This window comes from Micromonospora sp. DT229 (assembly GCF_049844505.1).
GTDB lineage: Bacteria > Actinomycetota > Actinomycetes > Mycobacteriales > Micromonosporaceae > Micromonospora.
In genome coordinates, this window is record NZ_JBNCLD010000007.1 from 209,409 (window position 1) to 234,102 (window position 24,694).

At 70.7% G+C, this 24,694-nt stretch carries 18 protein-coding genes; 5 read left to right on the forward strand and 13 right to left on the reverse strand.

Translation table 11 applies throughout. The annotated features are described in order from the left end of the window. The 3 genes from ACLQ2T_RS13970 to ACLQ2T_RS13980 are packed head-to-tail and all read right to left on the reverse strand — an operon-like array spanning position 1 to position 3,303. On the reverse strand, positions 1-1,629 hold the full coding sequence (locus tag ACLQ2T_RS13970) for a class I tRNA ligase family protein (protein ID WP_425766492.1): 1,629 nt from the start codon (positions 1,627-1,629) through the stop codon (positions 1-3). 1 nt (position 1,630) lies between these two features. Then, entirely contained in the window at positions 1,631-1,996 is a 366-nt protein-coding gene (locus tag ACLQ2T_RS13975) for a cupin domain-containing protein (RefSeq protein WP_425766493.1), read from the reverse strand. Beyond that, entirely contained in the window at positions 1,996-3,303 is a 1,308-nt protein-coding gene (locus tag ACLQ2T_RS13980; protein WP_425766494.1) for a SidA/IucD/PvdA family monooxygenase, read from the reverse strand. Before ACLQ2T_RS13980 ends, ACLQ2T_RS13975 begins: the two co-directional genes overlap by 1 nt. A 382-nt stretch (positions 3,304-3,685) precedes the next feature. On the opposite strand from ACLQ2T_RS13980, the gene ACLQ2T_RS13985 reads away from it, so the two are divergent. Beyond that, positions 3,686-4,912 carry a GNAT family N-acetyltransferase gene (locus ACLQ2T_RS13985; RefSeq protein WP_425766495.1) on the forward strand — a complete coding sequence of 409 codons (1,227 nt, stop codon included), beginning with the start codon at positions 3,686-3,688 and terminating at the stop codon, positions 4,910-4,912. Between the two features lie 41 nt (positions 4,913-4,953). Here ACLQ2T_RS13985 and ACLQ2T_RS13990 read toward each other — a convergent pair whose 3' ends face one another. Next, positions 4,954-5,919, reverse strand: a complete 966-nt coding sequence (locus ACLQ2T_RS13990) for a LuxR C-terminal-related transcriptional regulator (protein ID WP_425766496.1) — start codon at positions 5,917-5,919, stop codon at positions 4,954-4,956. 199 nt (positions 5,920-6,118) lie between these two features. On the opposite strand from ACLQ2T_RS13990, the gene ACLQ2T_RS13995 reads away from it, so the two are divergent. Together ACLQ2T_RS13995 and ACLQ2T_RS14000 are read left to right on the forward strand one after the other, a co-directional pair. Continuing rightward, entirely contained in the window at positions 6,119-8,971 is a 2,853-nt protein-coding gene (locus tag ACLQ2T_RS13995) for a BTAD domain-containing putative transcriptional regulator (protein ID WP_425766497.1), read from the forward strand. A 131-nt stretch (positions 8,972-9,102) separates the two neighbouring features. Beyond that, on the forward strand, positions 9,103-9,399 hold the full coding sequence (locus ACLQ2T_RS14000) for a hypothetical protein (protein ID WP_425766498.1): 297 nt from the start codon (positions 9,103-9,105) through the stop codon (positions 9,397-9,399). A gap of 10 nt (positions 9,400-9,409) precedes the next feature. Here the strand turns inward: ACLQ2T_RS14000 and ACLQ2T_RS14005 are convergent, their stop codons facing one another. The 7 genes from ACLQ2T_RS14005 to ACLQ2T_RS14035 all read right to left on the reverse strand — a co-directional run bounded on the left by ACLQ2T_RS14005 (position 9,410) and on the right by ACLQ2T_RS14035 (position 21,127). Next, on the reverse strand, positions 9,410-11,230 hold the full coding sequence (locus ACLQ2T_RS14005; protein ID WP_425766499.1) for a RiPP maturation radical SAM C-methyltransferase: 1,821 nt from the start codon (positions 11,228-11,230) through the stop codon (positions 9,410-9,412). A 192-nt stretch (positions 11,231-11,422) separates the two neighbouring features. Next, complete coding sequence (locus ACLQ2T_RS14010; protein ID WP_425766500.1) at positions 11,423-12,076, reverse strand: hypothetical protein; 654 nt, start codon at positions 12,074-12,076, stop codon at positions 11,423-11,425. 342 nt (positions 12,077-12,418) lie between these two features. Next, positions 12,419-13,654 (reverse strand): hypothetical protein, encoded by a 1,236-nt coding sequence (locus tag ACLQ2T_RS14015; protein ID WP_425766501.1) that lies wholly within the window; start codon positions 13,652-13,654, stop codon positions 12,419-12,421. Further along, positions 13,651-14,700 (reverse strand): thiopeptide-type bacteriocin biosynthesis protein, encoded by a 1,050-nt coding sequence (locus ACLQ2T_RS14020; RefSeq protein ID WP_425766503.1) that lies wholly within the window; start codon positions 14,698-14,700, stop codon positions 13,651-13,653. Before ACLQ2T_RS14020 ends, ACLQ2T_RS14015 begins: the two co-directional genes overlap by 4 nt. Further along, positions 14,693-17,506: a lantibiotic dehydratase gene (locus tag ACLQ2T_RS14025; RefSeq protein ID WP_425766504.1), complete on the reverse strand. Its 2,814-nt coding sequence runs from the start codon at positions 17,504-17,506 to the stop codon at positions 14,693-14,695. The genes ACLQ2T_RS14020 and ACLQ2T_RS14025 overlap by 8 nt, the downstream gene beginning before the upstream one ends. A gap of 41 nt (positions 17,507-17,547) precedes the next feature. Then, on the reverse strand, positions 17,548-19,158 hold the full coding sequence (locus tag ACLQ2T_RS14030; protein WP_425766505.1) for a SagB family peptide dehydrogenase: 1,611 nt from the start codon (positions 19,156-19,158) through the stop codon (positions 17,548-17,550). Positions 19,159-19,168: 10 nt separating this feature from the next. Beyond that, a complete protein-coding gene (locus tag ACLQ2T_RS14035) occupies positions 19,169-21,127 on the reverse strand; it encodes a TOMM precursor leader peptide-binding protein (RefSeq protein ID WP_425766506.1) in 1,959 nt (652 codons plus the stop codon). Between the two features lie 75 nt (positions 21,128-21,202). Here ACLQ2T_RS14035 and ACLQ2T_RS14040 point away from each other — a divergent pair, with 75 nt between their 5' ends. Together ACLQ2T_RS14040 and ACLQ2T_RS14045 are read left to right on the forward strand one after the other, a co-directional pair. After that, entirely contained in the window at positions 21,203-21,478 is a 276-nt protein-coding gene (locus ACLQ2T_RS14040; RefSeq protein WP_425766507.1) for a hypothetical protein, read from the forward strand. Between the two features lie 3 nt (positions 21,479-21,481). Then, positions 21,482-21,727, forward strand: coding sequence for a hypothetical protein (locus ACLQ2T_RS14045; protein WP_425766508.1), 246 nt, complete (start codon positions 21,482-21,484; stop codon positions 21,725-21,727). A 160-nt stretch (positions 21,728-21,887) separates the two neighbouring features. On the opposite strand, the gene ACLQ2T_RS14050 is transcribed toward ACLQ2T_RS14045, so the two are convergent. Continuing rightward, positions 21,888-22,070 carry a thiazolylpeptide-type bacteriocin gene (locus tag ACLQ2T_RS14050; RefSeq protein WP_425766509.1) on the reverse strand — a complete coding sequence of 61 codons (183 nt, stop codon included), beginning with the start codon at positions 22,068-22,070 and terminating at the stop codon, positions 21,888-21,890. Between the two features lie 55 nt (positions 22,071-22,125). Further along, on the reverse strand, positions 22,126-24,276 hold the full coding sequence (locus tag ACLQ2T_RS14055) for a TOMM precursor leader peptide-binding protein (RefSeq protein ID WP_425766510.1): 2,151 nt from the start codon (positions 24,274-24,276) through the stop codon (positions 22,126-22,128). Positions 24,277-24,694 lie beyond the last annotated feature (418 nt).

Consider the following 24,694-nt stretch of genomic DNA (forward strand, 5'->3'; position numbering starts at 1 on the left):
TCAGGCCGCCGACGGGGCGGGCCGCTGCGGGGTGGCCACCGCCAGGTCGGCCAGCCGGGGCAGCCGGCGGGGGTGCACCTGCCGGGCCTCGGCGGCCCCGTCGAGCAGGTGGGGTGCCGTGGCACCCAGCACCTCGTCGGCGAGGTCGATCAGGACCGGCGCGGCGGCGCGCAGGAAGGTCTCCACCTCGTGGTAGAGGTCGCCGGCCCGCTCGGATGCTGCGGCGGCGTGGTCACCGGATTCGAATCGGGTAGCCAGTTCGGCCAGGCGGGCCAGTTGGGCGGTGATGGTCTCGGCGATCCGGTTCAGGCTGTAGTGGGACAGTTCGGCCTGCCCGGTAAAGCGGCTGACCATGGTGGCGGCGGCGGTTCGGCCGGCCGGGCTGACCGGCAGCGTCCACCCGGGGGTTGGGCGCTGCGCGTCGTACCACCGGTTCAGGGCCTCGGCCAACCGGTTCCAGGGCTGGATCAGTCGGGTACCGGCCAGGGTGGCCAGGGCGGATCGACTGAAGTTGGTCCGCTGGTGTTCCGGGCTGGTGCTGGCGAGATAGAAGCGGCCGACATCGCGCGGGGTCTCGGCGGCCAGTTCCTGGGCCCACACCACATGCCCCCGGCTGGTGGAGAACTTCTCGTGCTCCAACTCGTAGAACTCGTTGGTCAGCATGGTGGGACGCAGGTAGCGGTCACCGAAGGCCATCAACAGTGCGACCCCGACCAGGGCGAACGGATGGGTGTTGTCGAAGCCCATGAAGTAGACGACCTCGGTGTCACCGCCGGCCAGCCAGAGGTCGTCCACGGCCTGCGGAGGGTGGCCGGTCGCCGTGGCGGCGACCGCGGCGGTGTGGATCCCGGCCGGGATCGCCTCGACGGCGGGGTTGATCACCTGACCCGGAACCTCCGGGAAGGGGGCGGGCACCCCCCAACCGGTCGGGAAGGTGATCGGGAAGTCCGGCAACGGGCGACTGAGCATCTCCCCCAGGGCCTGCCGCATGTGCGGCCGCATCACCGTCTCCGGACCCAGGTAGTGGGCGCGCAACCGCTCCCGGTAGCGCTCCAGGGGCAGCACGAGGATCTCCGCCGACCGTACGGTCAACTCCTCGTCGGGGTGTTCGGTGGAACGCGGCTCCCGCAGTTCCCCGGGGTTGATGTGGTGTCCGCAGCTCTCGCAGACTCCGCCGCAGCTGTCCGCCAGGCAGGTCGGACAGATTCCCTGGACGTACGCCTCCATCAGGTACTCCCCCGTGCGGGGCAGGTAGGGAAACGACATCCGACGCAGCTCGAACACCCCCTCGGCGTGCAGCCGGCCGAGGAACTCGCACAGGAAGTCGCGGAACCCCTTGTCTCCCGGGGCGAATCCGTCGATGGAGATGCCGAGCGCGGCCAGCGAGCTGCGGACCTGTTCCTCGGCCCGTTCGGTCAGCGACTCCGGGGCGATCCCCAGCCGGCGCGCGGTGGAGACCACGAAGGTCTGGGTCTCCTGCACCCCGCTGCCGAACAGGGTCTGGTCGCCGGCCGCCCGGCGGTACCGGGCGTAGACGTCGGCGGCCAGGAAGGGCCCGCAGAGGTGACCGACGTGCAGGTCGCCGTTGGCGGTCGGCGCGGGGACGATGACGATGCTGCGGCGTGCCATCTCAGCCCTCCGCCCGGTGCCGGTCGGTGAAACGGGCAGCCATGTCGGTGTCCCACCAGATGGCGTAGTAGGTGAACTCCTGATCACCGGGATTGGTCACCTGGTGGTGGGAGCCGGGCGCCAGGCGGACGATGTCCCCGGCCGCGAAGTCGCTGCGTCGACCGTCGACGATGATCTCCCCGCGGCCGACCAGCCCGATGAAGATCTCGTACTCGTGGTGGGCGTGCGCCGTCGCGGCACCGCCCGGGGGCACCACGCACCAGGCACCCTCGAAGGGGGCGTTCAGCTCGGGCCACGGCAGAAGGAGTTCGTAGTTGAGGCCGTACCCGCTGGCCAGCCTGTCCTGATCGAATCGGCGGATCTCCATCATGCCCCCCGACCGGCCGGCTGCGGGGTGCCGATGCGCTGCCCGGAGGCGGTACGCCGGGTCACCATGTCCTCGACGATCTCCGCCGACCGGTGCGCCAGGACACTGATCAGGGAGTCGGCTATGCCGTGCGTCTCCTCGTTGGTCCCCTGGAGGTAAATGGCGCCCCACGGCGCGTTGTCGATCTCCACTCGGTAGTTTCGGGACACCCCGACGGGATCGATTCCCAGCTGCGGTTCGAGCTGCCGGAACAACGGGGAGGGCTCGTTGCGGTAACCGGTGCCCAGCAGCACCAGATCGCAGCGCAATTCGGTGATCTTTCTGGTCCGCCGGTCACTCAGTTCGAGGACGACCTCCTCGCCGTCCTGCCGGGCGGTGACGATCTCGGTCAGGGTCATCACCCGCGACCGGTCGTCACCGTTGAGGCGCTGCCGGTACAGCATCGCGTACAACTCGTCGAGGAAGGGCGGGGCCAGGCCGGCGTAGTTCGTGATTCGCATTTCCTCCAGGATCTGACGCCGCGACTCCTGGTCACACTCGAAGAACTCGTCCACGAAGGACGGGTAGAACAATTCGTTGACGAATTTGCTGGTCTGGTAGTTCTGGAAGCCGACCGACCGCAGCAGGATGGTCGGCCGACTGGCGGGCAGGTCCTCGTGTACGGCGTAGAACATCTCGGCGGCGCTCTGCGCGCCACCGACCACCGCCACCCGGTACGGCCGTTCGCGGTCGAGTTCGGCGATCCCGGCGCAGTAGCGGCTGCTGTGGATGACCTTGTCGGCGGGCAGTTGCCGGAACACCTCCGGCACCTGGGGCTCCCGTCCCACCCCGATGACGAGGTCACGGCAGGTGATGGTGTCTCCCCCGACCAGGGTCACCGTCCAGTCGTGGGGGGCGCCGTCGGCGTCCCGGTTGACGGCGATGCTCGCGCACCGCGCGTTGTAGCGCACCCGGACCTGACGCAGGGAATCCGCCACCCAGGCCAGGTATTCGGAGATCTCGCTACGGTACGGGTAGAAGGTGGACAGGTTGACGAATTCATCCAGCCGGCGTTTGCTGTGCATGAAGTTCAGGAATGAGAAATTACTGCGGGGATTCCGGAGGGTGACCAGGTCCTTGATGAAGGAGACCTGACTGCGCGCCCCGGGCAACAGCAGTCCGCGCTGCCACTTGATGTCCGCGTGCTGCTCAATCAGGAGCGTGTTGGCAGCCAGGCCGGTGTGTCCGGATTCCTCGATTGCCACTGCCAGGGCCAGGTTGGCCGGGCCGGCACCAACTGCCAGCACATCTACCTCTTGGTGCGCCACATCTGCTCCCTTTGGTTGCGGGTTGCCGACGGGTGACTCCCGATCACGGGTATCGACGTCCATCAGAGAAGCACATCGGCGGGCGGCACCGATATGGCGAAGTCGGCCAGTGGCCTATCGAGGACATCCGGGAGGAGAGCGGCGCCTCCTAACGGCGCTTTCGGTGGCCGATGCCGGTCGGTTGCCGTAACCGGCCGCATCGATATCCGTACATCGGCACAGGATTTCCGTACCGTTTTCGCGGGGCCGGAATCCCGCCCGCGATGACAGCAGGAGGAGGCGACATGCCCGCACCAACCGCAGGGCCGAGCGGCCGGCAGGTCGGCCCGGCCACGGCGGACGGGGTGGCCGTGACCGCGGCAGCCTTACCCCGACCGTACGAGTGGCAGCGGAGCCGCCCCGGTCGGCGACCGACGGGCGGGTGCCGGTGAAGATCCGTGAGGTGATCGGCGACGAACGACTGAGCACCTCCTTCCCGTTGCAGTCGTACGCCTTCGGCCCGTCGCCTACCCCGACGACCGAGGAGCAGCTTCGCGCGGCGCTGCCGTACCACGAGGGCAACTGCACCATGATCGTGGAGGACGACGGCCTGGTCGCGGCCGCGGCCTCGGCCATCCCGATGTGGCAGAACGTTCGCGGACAAGTGCTCGACATGGCCGGTGTCGCCTGGGTCGCCACCCACCCCTTGGCCCGGCGCCGGGGCCACAGTCGTGACCTGCTGCACCACCTGCTCGGTGAGATGCGCCGGCGGGGGCACACGGCCACCGCCCTGTACCCCTTCCGGTCCTCCTTCTATGCCCGGTTCGGCTACGTCAACCTGCCGAAACCCCGGACGGTCACCTTCCGGCCGGAGGACTGCGCGCCGCTGCTGAAGGCGGACCTGCCCGGCGAGGTCACCTGGCAGCCGTACGCCGAGGGATTCGACGACTACCGGGGGTTCCTGCGCCGGCTGCTGCACCGGCGGCACGGTTTCGCGCTGCCGCCGGAGCAGCAGAGCGCAGCCGCCCGCGACGCCGGCACCCGCTGGCTGGTGACCGCCCGCCGTGACGGTGACGTCGTCGGCATGGTGACCTACCGGATCGACGGCCAGGGTGGACAGTTACGCGCGGACGACCTGCTGGCCACCGATGCCTTCGGGCGGGCCCTGCTGTTGAGGTTCTTCGCCCACCACATCGACCAGGTGTCCGAGGTGGTGCTGACCGTCCCCGCCGATGAGCTGCCCGAGCTGTGGCTGGACGACCTGACCGCCCGGGTCGAGACCGTGCTCTCCTTTCCCTCCGCCCCACCCCCGATGGCCCGGGTGCTGAGCGTGGAGGGTCTGCGAGGGCTCGAAGTCGGGGCGGGTCGGATCGGCATCGAGGTGGTCGACGATCCGTTCCTGGTCGGCCGGTACCACCTCGAGGCCGTCGACGGACGGCTGGTGGTCGAGACCGACCCCGGGCAGATGTCGGCCGTGCTCACCGCGGCCGGATTCTCCGGGCTGGTCTACGGTGTGCTCGATCCGGTCGATGTGCTGGCCCGAGGGCTCGGCACCCTCTCCGACGACGCGGTGACCCAGTTGCGGGCCCTGTTCCCCCGTGCGGTGCCCTGCGTCTTCCCGCCCCGATAGCCTCGTCGACGACCACGGCCGGCGGTGCCGGGCGGCCGGGGTCAGTCGGCCCAGCCCTCGCGTACGGCCGTGGCGGCCAGGGTCACCCGGTTGTTCGCGCCGAGGCGCTGCATGAGGGCACCGACATGACGGCGTACGGTGCGCTCACTGATGCCGAGGTGCCGGGCGATGGCCTTGTCGATCATGCCGGTGAGCAGCAGCCGCAGCACCTGGTCCTGTTCGGAACTGAGCCGCTCGCGGGTGCCGTTGACCGGCACCGCCCGATGCCACAGCAGGTCGAAGAAGGTCCGTAGCGCCGAAGTGATGACCGGGGTACGCACCAGCAGGGCACCTTCCATGCCGGTCGGTCCCAGCGGCAGCAGCGCCGTCTGCCCGTCGACCAGCACCATCTTCATCGGCAGCTCGGGGTAGATGCGACACTGCCAACCGGCCTCGACGGAGGCCCGCAGCATCTGCGCGGAGCCGGGCAGGTCCAGGACCCCTCTGGTGTAGATGTTGCGGAATGTCACCCCACGGGCCACGGCGGCGGCCGGGGGCCGGCGGACCGACTGGGGGTCGGGTGGCCGGTTGAAGTGCTCCGTCTCGATGCTCATGACGTCCCGGCGGGCCGACAGGCACAGCTCGACCGAGAGCGCACCGATCTCCGCCCCGTCGGTCAGCACCCTGATCCGGTCCTCCGGCAGCCGACCCCAGTCCTTGGCGCCGAGATAGTGCTGCTGAAGGGCCTCGACCTCTTCGCGTACCCGCAGCAGGCCCTCGTACCGATCGGTGATCTGCCGTTGGATGAGCAGTATCGCGTTGTCCATGGCCCGCACCGGTTCGACCGGCACCAACTCCGGCCGCCCCACGTGCCGTTCCCGGGCGAAGCCCCGCTCGATCAGCTCCCGGGTCGGCCCGGCGTCCCGCAGCATGGGCTCCTCGTGCAGAGACAGCTTGCCGGCGGCCAGCAGGCGCTGGTAGAGCGCGGCCGCCTCCGCGGAGAGGACTTCCGCCAGACAGGTCTTCATCCATACCCCTTTTTCCCGAGAAGCTGACCGACATCGTCGCCGCCGTCCGGTCGGATCCTGGACGGTCCACTTGTCGGTAGGGTAGAAGTTGCCGCTGGAGCTACCCCTGGAGTGCCCTCTGGAGTTCGCCCGTGTGGACCAGAATGGACACCGGGCGAGATCCTCATGGAGACGGTGACGGGCGATCGCGGATCAGGGCGTGCGCTTCGAGGTGCTGGGCCCGTTGCGCGTCTGGTGTGATGAGCGGCGACTCGACCTGGGGCCTCTACAGCGGCAGGTGGTGCTGGCCGTGCTCCTGCTGCATGCCGACAAGGTGGTCGAACGAGACCGGTTGATCACCGGGATCTGGGGTTCGGCCCCGCCAGCATATGCGGTGAATCTACTGCAGAAACACATCTCCGCGTTGCGGCGGGTCCTCGACCCGACACCGCCGAAGCGGGGTCAGTCGGCCTTCCTGACCTGGACCGGCTCCGGATACCGCCTGGCCGTGGCGCCCGCAGGGCTGGACCTGGTGGACTTCGAGCGAGAAGTGACCACTGCGCGGACGGCCCGCGACAGCGGGGACACCTCGGCCGCGGCCACCGCCCTGCACTCGGCGCTGCGCCACTGGCGGGGCCCGTTCTGCGCCGGGCTGACCAGTCCGGCCCTCGACGCCGAACGCACCGTGCTCGACGAGCGCAGGTTGGCGGCGCTGGAGGAACGCATCGAGATCGACCTGGACCTCGGGCGGCACCTGGCCGTGGTCGGGGAACTACGGCAACTCGTCGCCGACCACCCGTTCCGGGAGCGGCTGTGGTGTCTGCTGATGGTCGCGCTGTACCGTTCCGGCCGCCAGGCCGAGGCGATCATGACCTTTCATGACGTACGGCGGCACACCCTGGACGGTCTGGGGGTGGAGCCGGGCGCCGACCTGCATCGACTGCACCGGCAGATCCTGGCCGCCGATCCGGCGCTGGTGATCCACGAGCCGGGGCCCTCGGTCGGCACGGTGGCGCCGTTGACCGGTCTCCGGCTGCCCGTGCCGGCCCAGCTCCCCCATCCCGTACCCGGATTCGTCGGCCGTCAGGCGGACCTGGGCCGCCTGGACAGCCTGCTGTCCCAGGGCTGCGAGACGGCCACCAGGACCAGCCCGGTGGCGGTGATCGCCGGCATGGCCGGGGTGGGCAAGACGGCCCTGGCGGTGCACTGGGCCCACCGGGTACGCGGCCGGTTCCCGGACGGGCAGCTCTACGTCAACCTGCGGGGATACGACCAGTTCGGGGCGGTGGCGGATCCGGCGGCCGTGCTCCAGACCCTGCTGCACGGCCTGGGTGTGCCGCCGGAGCAGGTGCTGGCCGGTCTCGATGCCCGGTCCGCGATGTTCCGAACCCTGCTGTCCACCCGGCGGTTGCTGATCCTGCTGGACAATGCCCGCGACGCCGAGCAGGTCCGGCAGTTGCTGCCCGGCTCCTGCGGCTGCCTGGTGCTGGTGACCAGCCGCAACCGGATGACCGGTCTGATGGCCACCGACGCCGCCACACTGATCGACCTGGACCTGATGACCGCCGAGGAGTCCCGGAAACTGCTCGTCCGGCGGCTGGGCACCGGACGGCTGAGCGCCGAGCCCGCAGCGACCGATCAGCTGATCCGGCAGTGCGCCGGTCTGCCGCTGGCGTTGTCGATCGCCGCGGCCCGGGCCGCCAACCAGACCCGGTTCCCGCTGTCCGCGCTGGTGGCCCGGTTGGACACCGCCCGCGACGGCCTGGACGCCTTCAGCGTTCAGGAGCGTGAGGTCGACGTACGGGCGGTCTTCTCCCACTCCTACCAGGTGCTGGACTCGGCCACCGCCGGCATGTTCCGGCTCATCGGTCTGCATCCCGGACCGGAGGTGACCGTACCGGCGGCGGCCAGCCTGGTCGGTGTCCCCCGAGCCCATGCCGACCGGCTGATCGCAACCCTGGTCAACAGCAGCCTGATCAGTGAGCAGGCGCCCGGCCGGCACGTGCTGCACGATCTGCTCCGCGCCTATGCCGTGGAGCTGACCCGCAAGCACGAGGGTGAAGCGGCCCGCCGGGCGGCGGTACGCCGACTCCTCGACCACCTGGTACTCAGTGCCCACGGCGCCGACCTGCTGCTCAGTCCCTCCCGGGAGCCGATCACCCCGGTACCGGCCACACCGGGGGTGAGTCCGGAGAGGATGACCGACCGGCAGGCCGCCCTGCGCTGGTTCACCGAGGAACAGGCGGTCCTGCTGGCCGGCCTGGAACTGGCGGCCGGCCAGAGATTCGACACCCATGTCTGGCAACTGGCCTGGGCGATGACCACCTATCTGGACCGGCGCGGACGCTGGCACGACTCGGCGGCGATCCAGACCCGGGCACTTGCGGCGGCCCGTCGGCTCGGCGACGAACGGGCGCTGGCCCTGGCCCACCGGGGACTCGGCCGGGCGGCCGTCCGGCTGCAACGAGCGGACGCCCGGTCGCATCTGACGGCGGCACTGAGGTTGTTCACCAGCGTCGGGGACCGGCAGGGCCAGGCACGCACCCGGCTCAACTTCGCCTGGCTGTACGAGCAGCAGGGGCGCCATCAGGAGGCCCTGCCCCACGTACGGCAGGCCGTGGACCTGTTCCAGCGGTGCGACGACCGGATCGGCCTGGCGGACGCCCTGAACGCCCTGGGCTGGTTCCATGCCAAGCTCGGCGGGTACCGGGCAGCTCTGACCTACTGCGCCGAGGCGCTGGCGTTGGCGGGGGAGACGGGCGACGAGGACGGCGAGGCCCACATCAGGGACAGTCTCGGCTACATCCATCAGCTCTGCGGCCAACCCCGCCAGGCCCTCGCCAACTATCGGGATGCCGTCCGGTTGTGGCGGGAACTCGGTGACCGACACTACGAGGCCGAGGCCCTGCACCGCCTTGGTGATCTTCATCACGCCGTAGCCGAGCTTGCCGCGGCCCGCTCCGCCTGGACGGCGGCGTTGACGATCCTCGACGAGTTCCACCACCCGGATGCCGCGCAGGTGAGAGGGAAGTTGGGCAAGCTCGACGAAATGCTCGCCCGGTCACGGTCCTGAAGGCCGGCACCGCCGACCCCGACCACCCTGGTTGACGGGGCATGACCGGGCGGGCACCCTGACTCGCGGCCTGTGTCACAGCACAGCCGGGTGCGGAGACGGCACCGCCGCGAGGCGATACGGGAGGGTTCATGTCTGATCCGGGCGACTCGACCGGTACCCCTGATCCTTGCGGCCCTCCGGCGGAGGTCGGCTCCGATCGCCGGGACCGGCCACGCTCGCCGGGGTTGGTGGCCGCTGCCGCCGGGGTCGTCCTGGTCGCCGGGGCGGTCGCGGACCTCGGGCCGGAGGAGTCCTCCCCCGTCGAGATCTCCGTCGAGGCCGGGCCGACCGGATCCGTCCGGGAACAGTTCGCCCGGGCCTTCACCGGGGGCGCGGCCTGGGACCCTCCGGTCGTGCTCAGCATCAAGCCGCCACCCAAGGACTGACCCGCCCGGGTCATCTGCCGGAGACGGCCGGCAGGGCCAGCGCCAGGACCCGCGGCCCGTCGAGCACCATCAGCCCGCGTCGGGCGAACTCGGTGACCGCCTCGGCGATGTCATCGGCCGGCAGGCGTTCGCCGAACCGCTGATGCAGGCCCGACCTGGTGACCGGACGATCCACACAGGCCAGATAGATCTCGGCCAGGGGACCCTCGAAGGTGTAGGTGCCCTCCCGGCCGGGCTGCCGTCCGTCGTAGATCTGCAGGTGATCCGTGCTCGACCGGTAGGTGAGCACTGGAGGCGGGTCCGCCCCGGCGGCCTCGGTCCAGGCCGCCACCTGCCGGGCCAGCGGCAGGTACACCTTCTCCGGAAGGCCGCCCGTCGGTGGCTGCTCGAAGAAGTAGGCGACCCGGTCGAGGTCGGTCTCGGCCGGATAGACGTACGCATAGCTGCCTTCCGGCCGCACGCCACCCGTTGCGGTCCGCGCCGCCGCGTACAGCGGACTGAACCGTTCGATCCAGATTCGGGCCGCGCCGCCGGGTGGCTGTAGGTGCCACAGATGGGGCAGGACGGCGGCCTGCTCGGCGTAGTCGTCGGCGGTCTCCTCCGGGAAACCCCAGAGGATGTTCCACGCCACATCGATGCCGTAGTACCGGCACCAGCGCAGCAGGTTGATGTTCTGGGCGGCGGTGACACCCTTGCGCATCAGCCGCAGCACATGCGAGCTGAGCGACTCGATGCCGGGCTGGATCCGGGTCACCCCGGCCTGCGCCAGCAGCCGTATCTGATCACGGGTGAGGTTCGACTTGACCTCGTAGAACAGCTCGTAGCCGGTCTGCGCCCCGGTCAGCTCCGGCATGAGTTCCCGCAGGTGGGTCGGGTCGAGGATGTTGTCCACCGCCTCGAACCGGAAGCTGCCGTAGCGGCGGGCCTGTAGGTCCAGTTCGGCCCGTACCTGCCCGGTGGTCTTGGCCCGGAACCGCATGGTGGTGCCGTTCAGTCCGCAGAAGGTGCAATGGTGTTTGGCCCCCCACCAGCAGCCCCGGGAGGACTCGAAGGGGATCCACACCCGGTGGCGGCCGGCCGCCGGCATCAGGCCCAGGTCGGCGATGCGCTGGAAGTACTCGGCATAGTCCGGCACGGTGGCGTCGTGCAACTCCAGCGGCGGGGCGGGCGCCAGCCCGCCGACCCCACCCGCCACCCGGCCCAGCACCCCGGGCACGGTCAACGGGTCCGTACCGGCGGCAAGGGCCCGCAGCAGCCCGGGCAGCGCCCGCTCGCCCTCCCCGGTGACCGCCAGGTCCATGCAGTCCACCGTCCGAACCAGCTCCGGTCCCATCTCGCCGTCGAAGTTGGCGCCCCCGAAGACCGTGACCAGCTCGGGCCACTCCTGCTTGAGCCGTCGGGCCAGGGCGATCGAGGCCGTGTTCTGCTGGTAGGTCGAGCTGAAGCCGACGACCCGGAACCGGTCCCACGGAAAGGTCCGCACAAGACTGTCCAGATAGGCCGGCACCTGCACCTCGCGCAGGTACGCCAGCCGGTCCTGGAGGTGTCTGCCCGCCCCGCCCAGGTGCCGCAGATCGGCGGCGAAGTCGATCGGCAGCCTTCGCCCACCGTCCGGGGCGGCATCGCCGAAGGCCGCAACGGAGAACAACCAGTCACCGACGAGCCGGCCCCGGTGCTCCGCCAGCAGGGAGTACTCCTGCGCCCCGATCAGGGCCGCGAAATCGAGATTCGCGTGCAGGGTACGCACCGGGAACCCGGCTTGAGCCACCGTGGCACTGAGCAACCCGAGCTGGATCGAGGGCCGGTAGATGCCCATGAACGGCATGGACACGAGGACCACCGGCCAGTCCGGGTACGCGGCTGCCGGCCGGTCACACTGATCGACGCCGGACGTATCGACCTCCGCTACTCGGCAGCCACCGCGGTCGAGGTTCGGTGTGGGTACGGGTTGCAGGATGCGCCACCGGCAACCGGCGGTCAAGCCGAGCAGGACGACTCTCCTACGGCGGGCGTGGGGGCGGGGTCAGGGCCTGGTCGGGCGGCCGCTGGTCACGGCGGGGCCGGTGTGGGTCGTGGCGGTGATCCGGGTCGCCGGCCCGGGTCGCCAGAGGAGGTCCACGACCGCCCCGTCCGGGCGCGCCATCTGGTGGTGCTCCCGGTAGCCCAGCCGCCGGTAGAGTCGCCGGTCGGCCTCGCTGTGCAGGTCGGCGTAGATCGGCAGACCGTGGGTGCCCATCAGCCGGTGGCTGTCGGCGAGTACGGTCGCGGCCTGGCTCGCCCGGTCGGCGTCCGGCGGCGCCGCCAGGATCGCCAGGTGGTTGTGGGGTTCCTGCGGACGGTGCGCCGCCAGGAACCGGTCCAGTCGGTGGAAGCGGACCAGATGCTCCTCGCAGGCCCACCTGATGCGCTCCCGGTAGCGCGACGGGGGTGGGATCGGACGATAGCGGTGGAACCAGACCGTGGCCGCCGCACCATTGGTGAGCAGGAAGGCGTCCCCGAACAACAGAGCATGTTCGACCCAGATGCGGGCCACCGCAGCCAGCACGGCGGGACGCCGCCGTTCGTCGGGCACCAGCCAGGCACCCAGGGTGGTGGGGGCCAGGGTGGCGGTCACCAGGTCGGTGATCCAGTCGATGTCACGCCAGCGGGCGCGTTTGACCGGCGAGACAGGGCGCATGGAAACTCCTGACGAGACGTGAGTCCGAGGGGCGGGCCGGTACGCGCGACCGGCGCTTAGCCGGAGGGCGCGGTGGGGTGCCTCGACAGGAGCCCGAGCCGCAGCAGCCCAGGCCTCAGCCACCCTCGATCCGTCACCGATTCTCTCCAGATCGCCACCCAACGATGCGAACGAACCCTAACCTGTCGCAACCAAGCAGTCACACAGAGTCCGGCGTGTCGCACCCCAACACACCCCACACGCCCCTCCCCCACCCCACCACCCCGTCGATCTTGCACTTTCAGTCGCTGGTTCGCGGCTTTTCAGGCGGTATGCGCCGACAGAAAGTGCAAGATCGACGGGTCAAGGGGTGGGGGTGGGGGTGGGGCGGCGGCGGGTCAGGTGGGTGATGATGGCGGCCAGGAGGACGGCTTCGGTGGTGAGGATGACGACGGCCCAGGTGGGGCTGAGCCAGTTGGCCAGGGTGGTGTACCAGTAGCGGATCAGGAAGGTCAGCACGGTGCCGGCGAACAGGACGGAGGTCAGCCCGTACAGGGTGAAGGCCACCCGGTCGCGGACCCGGTAGTCGGTCACCGCGCGTGGGCCCTGACGCAGCAGTCGGCCGTAGAAGCGGTACGTGTCCGTTCGCAGGTCGGCGAGGTTCAACGCGTGGCTGAGCATGTGGTAGCCGTCGAGGCGCAGGAACGGCACCAGGTTGAGGGCGGCGGCGGCGGTGCCGAAGAGCAGCATCGTGCCGGCCAGGTCGTACAGCATCCCGGGTGGGCCCCACAGGCGCAGCGCCGCGAACGGCACCAGCGCCAGCATGCTCACGAAGACACCGGCGAACGCGGTGGCCACCCGCCGACGCGGGGTGAACAGCACCACGTCGTCGACCTTGCAGTACGGGGCCAGCAGCGGGAAACGCCACATCACACCGATCTCGGTGACCCGCCCGCCGAAATATCGGCAGGTCAGTCCGTGGGCGCACTCGTGCAGGAAGACGATCACCCAGGTGACCACCACCGCGAGCAGGATCGCCGGCAGCGGCCGGCCACCGCCGACCCCGTCGGCCAGCTCCGGCAGGTACCGTGCCACGTACCCGCCCACGGCCAGCACGAGCGCCAGCGCCGGGACCACGAACCACCAGGTGAAGACCGGCGCCAGCCAGGGCAGCACCCGGTCGAACAGCCGCTGCGGGTCGAACAGTGGCAGCCGGGCCGACAAGGGGCCGCGCTTGGCCTTCGCCGCGCCTGCGGCGGCCGAGGCGGTGAGCGCGGCGAGAGCGTCCGGGTCTGTCGCGCCGTGCAGCAGTTGCCGCTTGTGCAGCATGCCGAACAGTTGCTGCCAGTTCTCCGGCCCGAGCCGACGCTGGTAGGCGTCGGCGTACTCGTCGGCCAGGTCCTCCAGGCTCCGGGTGCCGTCCATCCGGGACATCAGGAAGTGCTCCCGGGGCCCCACCCGGTAGAACCAGCCGGTCTCGGGGTCCTTGACGTGGTGCACGATCTTGCCGTCGCGCCACACCCCGGGGCCGAGTACGACCTCGGGGCGCAGCCGGGGCCGGGTCCAGGTGGCGCTCTGGTCGGCCTCGACCGTGGTCATCGGGATCCGGCCGGCGCCGGCTCGTCGAGCAGCGCGGTGCGCATCAGGTACGACAGGTAGATCTCGTCGAGGATGCTCACCCCGAGCCGGTTGTTGGTCATGTGCACGTACGAGCTGAGCAGGATGGGCACGACCGCGTCGAGGTCGCTGACCACCCGGGGCTCGGCATCGCCGCGCTGGAAGACCAGCTTGCCCTGCCCGGCCAGTGCGACCACTCGGTCACGCAGTTCACGGCAGTGCGCCGCCCAGCGGCCCTCGACACCGGTGACCTGGGCCGACGCCTCGCCCCGTGCCGCCGCACGGATGGCGGCCAACCGGTCGCGCAACGCGCCGTCCATGCGCCGGTAGCTGGTGTCGAAGCTGGAGTGGTAGTCGTCGCTCGGTTCGGAGTACGAGACCTCCCAGAAACGGCGGTACTCGTCGAGGAACTCGGCGATGCGTCGATCGTCGTCGAGGAACACCGCGCACATCATCATGCCCAGCTGCGCCGACAGACCCAGCAGCACCGGCCGTACGTGCACATTGGTGGTGGCCAGCAGGTCGAGCACCACGTCACTGGAGTGCTCGAAGTGCCACTCGGCCAACTCGACGCCCGCCGGGCCGCCGTAACGGCCGTACTCCCGCTCGTACGGGATGTGGTGGTAGCTGTTGTTGGCCCGCATCGGCATCTCCCCGCCCGGACCGTACTCGGCGTCCCAGCGCTGCTGGCCGTACTCGGCGAGGAACATCTGCTTGTACAGGTCGCCGAGCCCTTCGCTGTCGACCTCGTACAACGCGGGCCGGCGGCGCAGGAAGGCGGCGAGCGCCTCATCCACCCGGCTGCGTACCAGTTGCGGGTCGACGCCCGGGGCGGGCAGCACCCGCAACCGGATGTGCGGGCCCTCCATCCAGTACTTGATGAAGAAGTACCGGCTGATCAGCCCTTCGTCACGCAACTCGTCGACAAGTGGGCGCACGCCCTCCACGAGCATCGGGTTGGCGTTGCTGGCGTAGAACGCGTGGACGCTGAGCCAGCCGTGGTCCAGCGGCGACGGATAGTCAGTCACGGTCCAGTCCCCCTCGGACACCGTTGAGTTCGACGGTCAGTTCGGTCACGTACGACCCGGATTCCGCGCACACCACCTGCTCATCGCGGTCCGGCAGCATCTCGACGAGCACCAGCCGGCTACCCGCCGACCGTCCCATCGCGTCCAGCAGTTGCAGACACAGGTAGCTGTCGAAGTCCACGTAGAGCGGCTTGTGCTCCGGCCGGCCACCCGCCGCCGCGCCACCACCCGCCGCCGCGCCACCACCGCCGGCCGCGCCACCGCCGGCCGGCGCCTCACCGTCGGTGACGGCCGGGGCGAGGCGGGTGCCTTCCGGGGTGGCGAACACCCGACGCGGCAGCCCGTTCTCGCGCCGCCACCGCTGCCAGGACAGGAACCAGTCGGCGTCACCGGTCTGCGGGGTACGCGCAGGCGGCAGGTGGTCGGGGTGCAGCTTCCACATCCGCCGTTGCAGCACCAGGTCCCCGTGCACGATGCGCGGATAACCGATCATGCCCCGGTCGGGCAACGGCACGTCGGTGCCGGCCCACAGGTCCGGCTGGGCCATCCCGAGGTGAGCGAAGTTGAGCAGCACCTGCTGCACCTCCGGCAGCGCCATCGGCAGCAGGAAACCCAGGTAGACCGGGATGACCTCGGCGTCGAGCCGGCGGGAGCGCAGCAGCAGCCGATCGGTCACCGGGTCGTGCTCGACCCTGAGGTCGTCCATGTGGATCTGTTCGGCGGCCGGCCGGAAGCTGATCTCCCCGGGGCAGACCAGCTCGTACGGGGTGACCGACGGATGCAGGTTCAGGTTCGTGGCGTCGTACCCGCCGCGCAGTTCGGCGAGCACCGCGCCGGGTGGCTGGAGCCGGGCCAGTTCGGTGCGCAGCGCACCGGCCAGGTCCTCGGCGGCGAACAGGTGGGCGAAGCGGGAGAAGAGCAGCGTCATGCCGGAGTAGACCCGGTTGACCACCACCCGCTGCCGGTCGCCCTGGTCGGCGATCTGGAGGAAGAACGAACGTGGATCGAGGGTGCCGAGGGTGTCGGGCACCATCTCGGCGACCTCGGTCATGAACGCCTCGTCGAGCACCAGTTCCTCGGCGTCGCCCGGCAGGGCGGCGTACGCCTCGTTGACCCGTCGGGCCACCTCGATGCGCGCGTCGTCCAGGGCGGTGATCTCCTCCTGCCGGAACCAGTTCTCCTGCCGCACGTAGGAGTTGTTCGCGTCGAACGCCCGGCGGCGCATCGCCCGCCCGGTGTAGTGCTCGTAGAAGTCCTGCTGGAACTCGTGGGCGAAGGTGAGCAGGTCGTCGCAGTGACCGCCGGCGCCGTAGCGAGCCTTGAAGAAGCCCTTGGTGACCAGTCGACGGGAGAGATTGACGTCGAACACCGGCATGATCCGCGCCAGTGCCCGCAGACCGGGCAGCACCGTCAGCTCCCACTGGTCCCGGTCGGCGGTGACCGGCGCGTCGGTGCGCAGCGTGGCGTCCTCGTACACCAGGGTCCTCGGCGCCGGGACGTCGGCGCGGCCGAGATCGGTGTGTGCGGCGGCCAGTTCCTGGCGGATCTCCGCGAGGGCGGCACGCCGACCGTCCACGTCGGCGGCCGGGTAGTCGGTGGCGAGCCGGTTGACGGCCGCGATCCGGTCGGCGAGCCGGTCGGCCCACGGACGGTCGATGGCGCGCAGCGCCTGCCGGTAGCCCTCCACCGGGTCGTCGGCGTGGATGTCCAGTTGCAGGTTCGGCACCACCAGCAGGCCCACCCGCAGCAGGTGGTGCAGGTACTGCCCGACCTCGTCCGCGGGACGACCCTCGGTGACCAGTTCGGCGGCCAGGTCGGACAGCCGCCGCACCCGACCGCCGTCGAGCGCGGCCAGGATGTCGTGCAGTACCTGCCCGGTGGGCAGCACGAACAGCGACTCGTGGATGGCCTCCAAGGTGATCGCCGCGTCGCCGTCCTCCGAGCTGGTGCGGCGGCGGCGCAGGTAGCGCAGCCGGCCCCGCTCGATGCGCCAGCCGGTGGTGACGGTGACCGGCAGGTCCGCGCGCAGGGTCTCGTCGGCCAGCACGACGGCCGACAGCCGGCCCAGCGCCGCGAGGTTGAGCCGGGCCACCGCCGCCTTGGCCGCGTCGGCGGCCGGGCGTACGTCGAGCAGCCGGCCGCCGCCGTGGCTGAACCTTCCGACGTTCACTGTGGTCAGTCGACTGAACGGGCTGGTCTTGCAGGCGGTCCGCAGCGCGTACTCCAGCAGGGAACGCTCCACCCGGCGGGTCCGTTTGCCGGGCCGGGCCGACGTGGCCAGGTATCCGGGCAGGTACTGGTCCAGCGACGGGGAGGCGAGCAGGATCCCGCCGCGCAGGTCGGGGTCGTCGGCGAGCTGCCGCAGCACCGCCCGCCGCTCGGTCAACTCCTCGGCCAGCACGGCGGCGCCGTCAGCGAGGCGGTCCTGGTAGGCGGCGAAGGTGTCCAGCCAGTCGGTCAGCGCCCGGTGGTCCGCACCGTCGAGCACGTCGGCCCAGGCCGCCGGGTCGGCCGGACGCGGTCGGCGCAGGTTGTACACGTCACGGCGCAGCCGGATCAGCCGTTGCCGCAGCCCGTCGTCGTGCAGGTGGCGGGCCACCACCTGCTGTAGCGCGTCGGCCAACTCTCGGCCGGTGTCCCGCAACCGGGTCTCCAGGTCGGCGACCTGCCGGGCCCAGGCGGCGCTGCGGTCGAAGGCCAGCCGGTCGGCGACCTCCAGCGGCAGCCCACCGGTGCGCAGCATGAACACCTCGGGCATCCGCCAGGTCATCTCGGAGACCGGTCGGGCGGGTAGGGACACCGTCACGGGCATCTCCTTCGTCAGCGTGTCGGTGTGGGTCAGGGGCGTCACAGCCGGTACTCCAGGTCCGCGACGGCCTCGGCGTTGCGCCCGAGCAGCAGGAACAGCACCGTACGTTCGTCGGTGTCGGTCAGGCCCAGGGCCTCGTCCATGGAGACGTTGTCGAAGCCGAGCACCGCACCGCAGCCGATCCGCTGGGCGGTCGTGGCGCAGTAGACCCGCTGGGCCACCGCGCCGATCTCGGCGTTGAGGATCCGGTAACCCCGGGGACCGTACGCGTCGAGCACGGCGTCCAGCCGTCCGGAGATGGCCAGCACCGCGCCGACCTGCCCCATGGTGTAGTTGGTGAGGAAGTACTGCTGTTGCAGGAAGGCCGACATCCCGGCCTCGGGTTCCGGTGCCACCGGCAGCAACGCGTGCCGTCGGGGGCAGTAGGCGTAGCCGCCGGCGGGCAGCCCGTCGAGGTGGTTGGCGAAGACCCAGAGCCGGGTCAGGGCCGGGGTGTCGGCGGGTAGCCCGGCGTCGGCCGGTTGGGGTCGGCCGGCGGCGGCGAAGGCCAGGGTGGTGCCGAGGTCTGCGACGGTCAGCTCCGGTGGCCGACGGAACCGGCCGAAGCTGCTGGATCGGGTGGCCAGCACGGTGGACAGGGGACGGTCGAGCAGGTCCAGCCGGGGTGCGGCAAGCTCGACCGGGTCGCCGGGCAGGGGTCGGGGCGCGGCCGCGGCGACCGCGGCCGGATCGACGACGACCGCAGTGGCCGCAGCCCGGTGCACCTCGGTGACGGTGGGGAACTGCTGCACCCGTCGGGAGCGTTCGTGCGGGGTGTGGCGCACCTGCACGGGGGTCGGCGGGATGGGCTGATCGACCACCGGCGCGGCGGGGTCACCGGCTCCGCTCCAGGTCAGGGGGACGACCGCGAAGGTGCTCTGCTGGTCGCTGTCGAAGCCGAGCAGCCGGTCCATCGGCTCCGGGTCGAAGCAGAGCAGCCGACGCAGCGGCGCCCCCAGCGCCGAGGCCAGCAGTTCCCAGGAGCCGAGCAGGGCACCGAGGTCCTGGGTGACCACGTGGTAGCAGAAGCTGTTGTACTTGAAGGAGTTCTTCCAGAACCGGAGGCTCGCCACCAGGAAGCTGTCCGCCTGCTCAGGCTCGGCCAGCCCGGCCCGGATGCTGTCGCTGACGTCGCCGACCAGCAGCCGCTGGAGCACATGCCGGCCGGTGTCGTAGTGGTAGACGCCGGGCAGCAGCGGCGCGGAGGCCCCGGCCACCAGGTAGACCTCCACCGGGTACATGCCGCCGCCGGAGGCGGTGCCCCGCCCCCACACGGCGTGCTCGAAGTGGGCCCGTTTGGCGACGTCCTGGTTCCAGTTGACGGTCATCCGCCGGTCGAGCACCCCGTAGGAGAGTCGCAGCAGGATGGCCAGCCGTTCCATCGACCAGCCCGCCGGGTCCGCCGGCTCCCGGGTGAACAGCTCCCGCAGGGTGGCCAGTTCGGGTAGTCGGGCCGGCAGCGGCACCGGGGTGGCGCCCGGGTAGGCGGTGTGGCGGGAGGGCTGGTCCACCCAGTCCACTTCGAAGTTGAGGGGTTCCATCGGAACCCGGGCCCGGCGGAAGACCGCCTCGGTGTAGTCCCGCACGATGTCGCGGGCCGGAAGCTGCATGCCGGTGCTCCTACGGGAAGGGGTGCGGGTTCAGGTTGCGACCGGTGGCGCCGAGCCCGTCCGGTCCGTGGGTGCCGCGGGCCAGGTGCCGCTCCAGTCGTTCGCTGTGCAGCACCCGCTGCCGCTGCCAACCGAAGTCGATCGGCAGCAGGGCGGGGGCGACCACCGCCACGGTGTGCACACCGGCGATCTCCTGCTCCGGGCAGGTCTGGTCGACCGCCACGACGTCACCGCCGAGCCCGGCGATCAGGCCGCTGAGGTACTGGGTGTCGGCCCACAGGTCGTCGTGGGTGGGCCGGGTGGCCAGCCAGTCGCCGTACAGCTCGTTCATCGACCGCAGTGGCGGGTCGTCGAAGAGGAACCGGGCGTGCTCGGTCATCTCCGGCAGGCCGTACAGCAGGGCGTGGTGACTGAGCTCGGTGACCTTGGTGAAGTCGCGGACCATCTCCCGCAGTTCGGGCTCGCTGGCGGCCACCCGCTCGTCGAAGCCGGGCACGTACGATGCGGTTTCGCAGACCGCGGCGCGGACCGCGTCGTCCGGGTCGAGGCTGGCACCGGCGGCGAAGCAGAGCTGCCCCAGGCCCTCGCCGCGCTTGACTGCGACCGCGGTGACCACTGGAACGGGCAGGTCGGCGCGGGTGTCGAACAGGCGCATGTCGTACCCGAGCAGGTTCACCCGGTCGATCATGAAGTGCACCCGCTCGTCGCGGCAGGTGGCCGGGTCGATCTCGGCCAGCCGGGCCGAGCCGTACCAGGCGAGCAGGAAGGCGTCCCGCTCGACCAGTTCGAGCATGCCGTGCAGCAGCGCCTCCTCCAGGCAACTGCCGCTGGCGCAGCCGTTGGAGCACTCCTGGACGAACTTGCGCTGGTCGGTGCGCCGGTCCAGGTAGTAGACCAACTGCTCGGGAACCAGCCGGGGTGCCTGATCGCGCAGCGAGTAGCCCCAGACCCAGTGCATGGGTTCGGTCGGCGAGTAGGGGGCGTAGTAGAGCCCGTGGCCTTCGTAGAACGCCGGGTGGTAGCCGAGGCCGGCCGGGTCCAGGGCGTGCGGGGCCAGGTTGGCGTAGCTGTCGAAGACCGTCGTGGTCCGGGCCCGGGGGAACTGGCCGGCATACCGCTCCAGTCCTTCCAGCAGCGCGTACGTCTCGCTGCTGCCGTAGCTGTTGGCGTGCCCGCTCCACCACATCTCGTGCAGGTCGTAGCGGCTGCGTACCCGGAAGTAGCCGGTCACCGGCGCGGTGGCGGTGGCGTTGTAGGCGCGCAAGGCGTTGCCGCCCAGCGCACCGACGAGCGGGTTGGCCAACGCCGTCACCGGCAGGTCCAGTTCCCCGGCCGACCGCAGCCGATACGACTCCAGGTCCGGCTTGGGGCGGTTGGTCAGCGGCATGACGGCGGCTTCGGCGGTGTCCGGTACGGGCTGGGCGCAGGCCGGGCACTCGGAGTCGACCAGCACCGTCACGGTCGTCGTCTCCAGGGTGTCCATCCGCAGCTGCCACAGCCGGCCCACCCCCGGGCGTTCGGCCGAGGAGTCGGCGGCGGTGAGCAGCAACTGCCACACCGTGTCCACCGCGAAGGGGGTCAGGTGCGGCAGGCCGGCCACGGTGCCGACCCGGGCGCCGTGCTCCAGGGCGTGCCGCTCCTCGCGTACCCGGATGGCCTGCCAGCGGCGTTGCACGCACAGCGGGCAAGGGCCGGCGCGCTCCCCGGGGGCCGGCGGTGACCAGCGGGGGCCGACCAGCACGGTGGCCCCGTACAACCAGATCGGCAGGACGTCGCCGCCGGACACCGCCTCGGCACCCTCGCGGTTGACGTCGGTGAGCCCCAGCGCGGCGATGCGGACGGTCAGCCCGTCCAGCGGCGTCGGACCCGGCGGGGGTGGCCGGTCCTGGCGGCGTTCGTGGAGCATCTCACCGAGCTGCTTGAGGCTGCTGTCCCATCCGGTGGAGGTGGTCCGGACGTCGACGATCATGCGTTCACCTGTCTGCGGTCGTGCGGCGGGGGCGGGGTACCGGTGCCCCGCCGACGTGGACCGCCGGCGGGGACGGTGGCGACTGCGGGCTATCCGCCGCCGCATCCGGTGCTGGTGCTGGTGCTGCAGCAGCTGGACGTGCTGCAACTGCAGCAGCTGGAGCAGGAGCAGCTGGAGCTGGACCAGGCCATGACCATGGAGTCGATCGCGTCGACGTCCTCGATCTCGAACGTCTCGGTCTCGAGCGCGCGCAGTTCCTCAGTGAGTTCCGGCATTGGGTACCTCCCCTCGGGGCTTTGCGGGTCACTCCGCCCGCCGGGCGTGCGCAACGCCCGGCGGCAGGTGGCCTAACTGGTGCTGCTGCAACTCGATGAGGTGCAGCTGCAACAACTGGACGTGCTGCAGCTGGAGCAACTCGACGTGCTGGTGCTGCTGCTGCAGATGCCCATCAGGTCGGCGGACAGATCCGCGATGTCCTCGACCTCGAACGTCTCGGTCTGCAGGTCGCGTAGCTCGCTGCGGACCGAGTCGGCCAGCGAACCGGATGTCGGGGGTTGTGTCGGCACGGACGTCTCCTTGAGCCTCGATCGGCGCCAGTGATCCTGGTCGGGGTCGCACCACCACAGTGGATCCAGCGGAGGCACGCAGGGCTGCTCGCCGGCTCACGCCGGCGGCGGTGGGGCATCGTGTTGCGATCCGACCAGGACGAAGGTCATCGGCGTCGGGTCAAACCCGGTCACCCGGTCACCCGGTCACCCGGTCAGCCGCAGCTGGAGGTGCTGGTGCTGGTGCTGCAGCAGCTGGACGTGCTGCAACTGCAGCAGCTGGAGGTGCTGCAGCTGGAGCTGGTCGCCGCGAGCATCTCCTCGCCGTCGGCCACCTCCTCGATCTCGAAGGTCTCGGTCTCGAGTTCGCGCAACTCTTCATTCAGGGTAATTGGCATATTTCACCTCCTTTCACGATGTGTGCCTCACCGGGGACCACGTGTCGTGGTGGAATCAGTCGGCCGTACGGCCGAGGTGGCGCAGCAGGACCACACCGCTGCGGAAGGCCCCGCTGGCGCGGATGTCGCGGGTGGTGGTCTCCACCAGCAGCGCACTGATCGAGCGTCGGGCCAACGCCGCCAGCACGGCGGCGCGGTCGGTGGCGGCCGGGGCCTCGACCGGGTCGGTGGAGTCGACCGCGGCCCGGTCGGCGACGAGGGTCGCCGGCTCGAAGTCCCGGAGCACCGGGTCGCCCAGGTCGGCGTCGATCCGCTCGAAGTGGCGCACCTGGATCTGGCCGACCGCGTCGCGTACCGCGGCCAGCCGGGTGGCGGCCGGGTCGAAGCCACCGGCCAGGGCCCAGTGGCGGCGGTCGGTGCCGGGCAGTTCGGTGACGGCGAGCACGGCGTGGGCCGGCGCGGCGGCCGGCAGCGCGACGACCGTCAGTCGACAGCCGAACCGGTGGGCGGCCTTGACCAGGAAGGCGGTGTCGTCGTCGCCGGCCAGTTCCTCGTGGCTGACCGGACGAGGGCCGGACCTGCCCCGCATCGCGCTGATCAGCGCGTGGAAGGCCAGGGCGTCGGCCAGTCCTCGGTCGATCACCTCGTCGAGGGTGGCTCCCACGGCCGCCCCGGCAACGGTCGACTCGGCCCGCCCCTCGGGGTCCTGACCGCCGGTGGGCAGTGCCAGGGTGGCGGGAACCCAGACCTCACCGGATCCGTCGAGCACCCGGGCGGGCAGCCATCGCCGCCGCGAGTCCTCCGGCGCCGCGCCGGTGCAGGTGTCCAGCTCCGTCCAGGCCACCGGTTCGGCGCCGCGCTGCCGCAGCTCGGCGGCGCTGGTGGTGAGCGCGCCGGCGGGGTCGGCGTACCGGCTCACGTGGTCGCGGACCGCGTTGCGATAGGCGGCCAGCCGGGCGGCCATCACGGTGTGCACGTCGAAGGCGGTCACCTCGCGGGGCCCGTCGTGGCCGGGCAGCCGCAGCCGGGCCGTCTTCAGCGGCGCCTGCTCCAGGGGGTCGTCGACGAACCGGGTGAAGACCCCGGCGTTCGGCGAGACCAGCACCTCGGCCCGCTGGTACGTCGTCTCCTCGTCGATGTCGGCCGGGGTCTGCGGGGTGGGCACCTCGACGTGCCGGCAGACCGGGCAGGCCGGGTGCGGCAGTACCCGTTCCCGGGTGGACTCCAGAGTGGTCGAGTCCAGCAGCAGCACTCCGGTGGCGGTGTCCGCCGGTAGGGCCCCGGTGAGCATCCGGAACAGTTCGAACGCCGCGGCGTTGCCCACCATCCGTCCGGTCACCTCGGGCAGCGCCGCCGGTGCGCCGACCGAGACGGCGAGTTGACGCCAGAACTGCGCCGAGGTCGCCGGGTCGGCGGCGGCGGTGAGCCGCAGTTGGGCGCAGAGCCAGCAGGGCGACTGGCCGGCCGTCAGGGCTGGCCCGATCACGGTGCGGCGCTCGTCCCAGTACACCGGTACCAGCAGTGGTCCGTCCTGGTGGCAGGTGCGCGCCAGGTCGGCCAGGCGGGACAACCCTTCCGGCCCGGTGCAGTAGATGACCGCGTCCGCACCGGTGACCGTCAGGGCTCCGGAGTGCACGGTGGCCTCGGCCGTGATCCCGTCGGCACGCAGCTCGGCCAGGTCGGCGCGGAGCAGCTCGTCGTAGGCGCGGGGGTCGTCCTCGGGGTACAGGTCCAGGGTCACGCACCCGTTGCGCAGCAGACCACGGGCGGCCGCCAGCAGTGGCTGGCCGCTACCGCCCAGGGTCACCCGGGCCTGGTGGAAGCGCAGGAACCGGCCGGTGGGGTCGTCGGCGAAGTGGTCGACGAACTCGACCTGCGCGGCGAAGCGCCGGGCCAGTGCCTCGGGCAGCTCGCCGCGCTCCCCCGCGTCCTTGGCGAAGCCACGGGCCAGCAGTGCCCGGACCAGGGTGAGCACGGTCTGCCGTTGTCCCGCGTCGAGGGTCTCGGTGAGCTTGGCGACTGTGTGTTCGCCGGTGAGGTACGGGCTCAGCGAGGTCAGCCAGCGGTAGGCGGACTTGCCCTTGATCAGGAAGGCGGTGTCCGGGCCGCGCAGGTAGGCCCCGGCCGGTGCGTCGAGGAAGACCACGTCGTGCCGCAGCTTGGGCCGCATTACCAGTGTCTTCCCGGCGTCCGGCGACTCGCTCATGCACCGCTCCCCTGCATCGACTTCAGATCGTGAAAGTGACTACATGCTGCCCATGATCTACTCGGTCCGTCAACAAACTCTTTTGAAAAAAGTAATGGGGGCGGTGAATACCCACGCCGCGAGCCGGGACCGAGAGAAAACTGCTTCCACCACGCCTGAGGATCTTCCGTGCGTCGATCGGCTCCGCTAGCCTGTGTGGCATCCGTGACATCAGAGCAGGTCACGGCCGCCGAAATTCGCCCAAGTAGGACATCGGTCGGCGAGGCTCTCCGGCGCCCGGCCCGCCGGGCGACATCCCTCGATCCAACCGAAGGACATTTAATTGGCGCTGTGCAAGCAACCCTGCGTGGTGGCAGAGGAAATCGAGGAACAGAACATGAACATTCGTCGTCGTCGACGTAGCGGGTCCTCATTGCCC

What these genes read in the sequence shown, in the direction of transcription:
- ACLQ2T_RS14015 (WP_425766501.1), bottom strand. Translation starts at nt 13,654, where the DNA reads ATGACCACGGTCGAGGCCGACCAGAGCGCCACCTGGACCCGGCCCCGG.
- ACLQ2T_RS14035 (WP_425766506.1), bottom strand. Translation starts at nt 21,127, where the DNA reads ATGATCGTCGACGTCCGGACCACCTCCACCGGATGGGACAGCAGCCTC.
- ACLQ2T_RS13970 (WP_425766492.1), bottom strand. Translation starts at nt 1,629, where the DNA reads ATGGCACGCCGCAGCATCGTCATCGTCCCCGCGCCGACCGCCAACGGC.
- ACLQ2T_RS14010 (WP_425766500.1), bottom strand. Translation starts at nt 12,076, where the DNA reads ATGCGCCCTGTCTCGCCGGTCAAACGCGCCCGCTGGCGTGACATCGAC.
- ACLQ2T_RS14000 (WP_425766498.1), top strand. Translation starts at nt 9,103, where the DNA reads ATGTCTGATCCGGGCGACTCGACCGGTACCCCTGATCCTTGCGGCCCT.
- ACLQ2T_RS13990 (WP_425766496.1), bottom strand. Translation starts at nt 5,919, where the DNA reads ATGAAGACCTGTCTGGCGGAAGTCCTCTCCGCGGAGGCGGCCGCGCTC.
- ACLQ2T_RS14050 (WP_425766509.1), bottom strand. Translation starts at nt 22,070, where the DNA reads ATGCCAATTACCCTGAATGAAGAGTTGCGCGAACTCGAGACCGAGACC.
- ACLQ2T_RS14030 (WP_425766505.1), bottom strand. Translation starts at nt 19,158, where the DNA reads ATGCAGCTTCCGGCCCGCGACATCGTGCGGGACTACACCGAGGCGGTC.
- ACLQ2T_RS14055 (WP_425766510.1), bottom strand. Translation starts at nt 24,276, where the DNA reads ATGAGCGAGTCGCCGGACGCCGGGAAGACACTGGTAATGCGGCCCAAG.
- ACLQ2T_RS13975 (WP_425766493.1), bottom strand. Translation starts at nt 1,996, where the DNA reads ATGGAGATCCGCCGATTCGATCAGGACAGGCTGGCCAGCGGGTACGGC.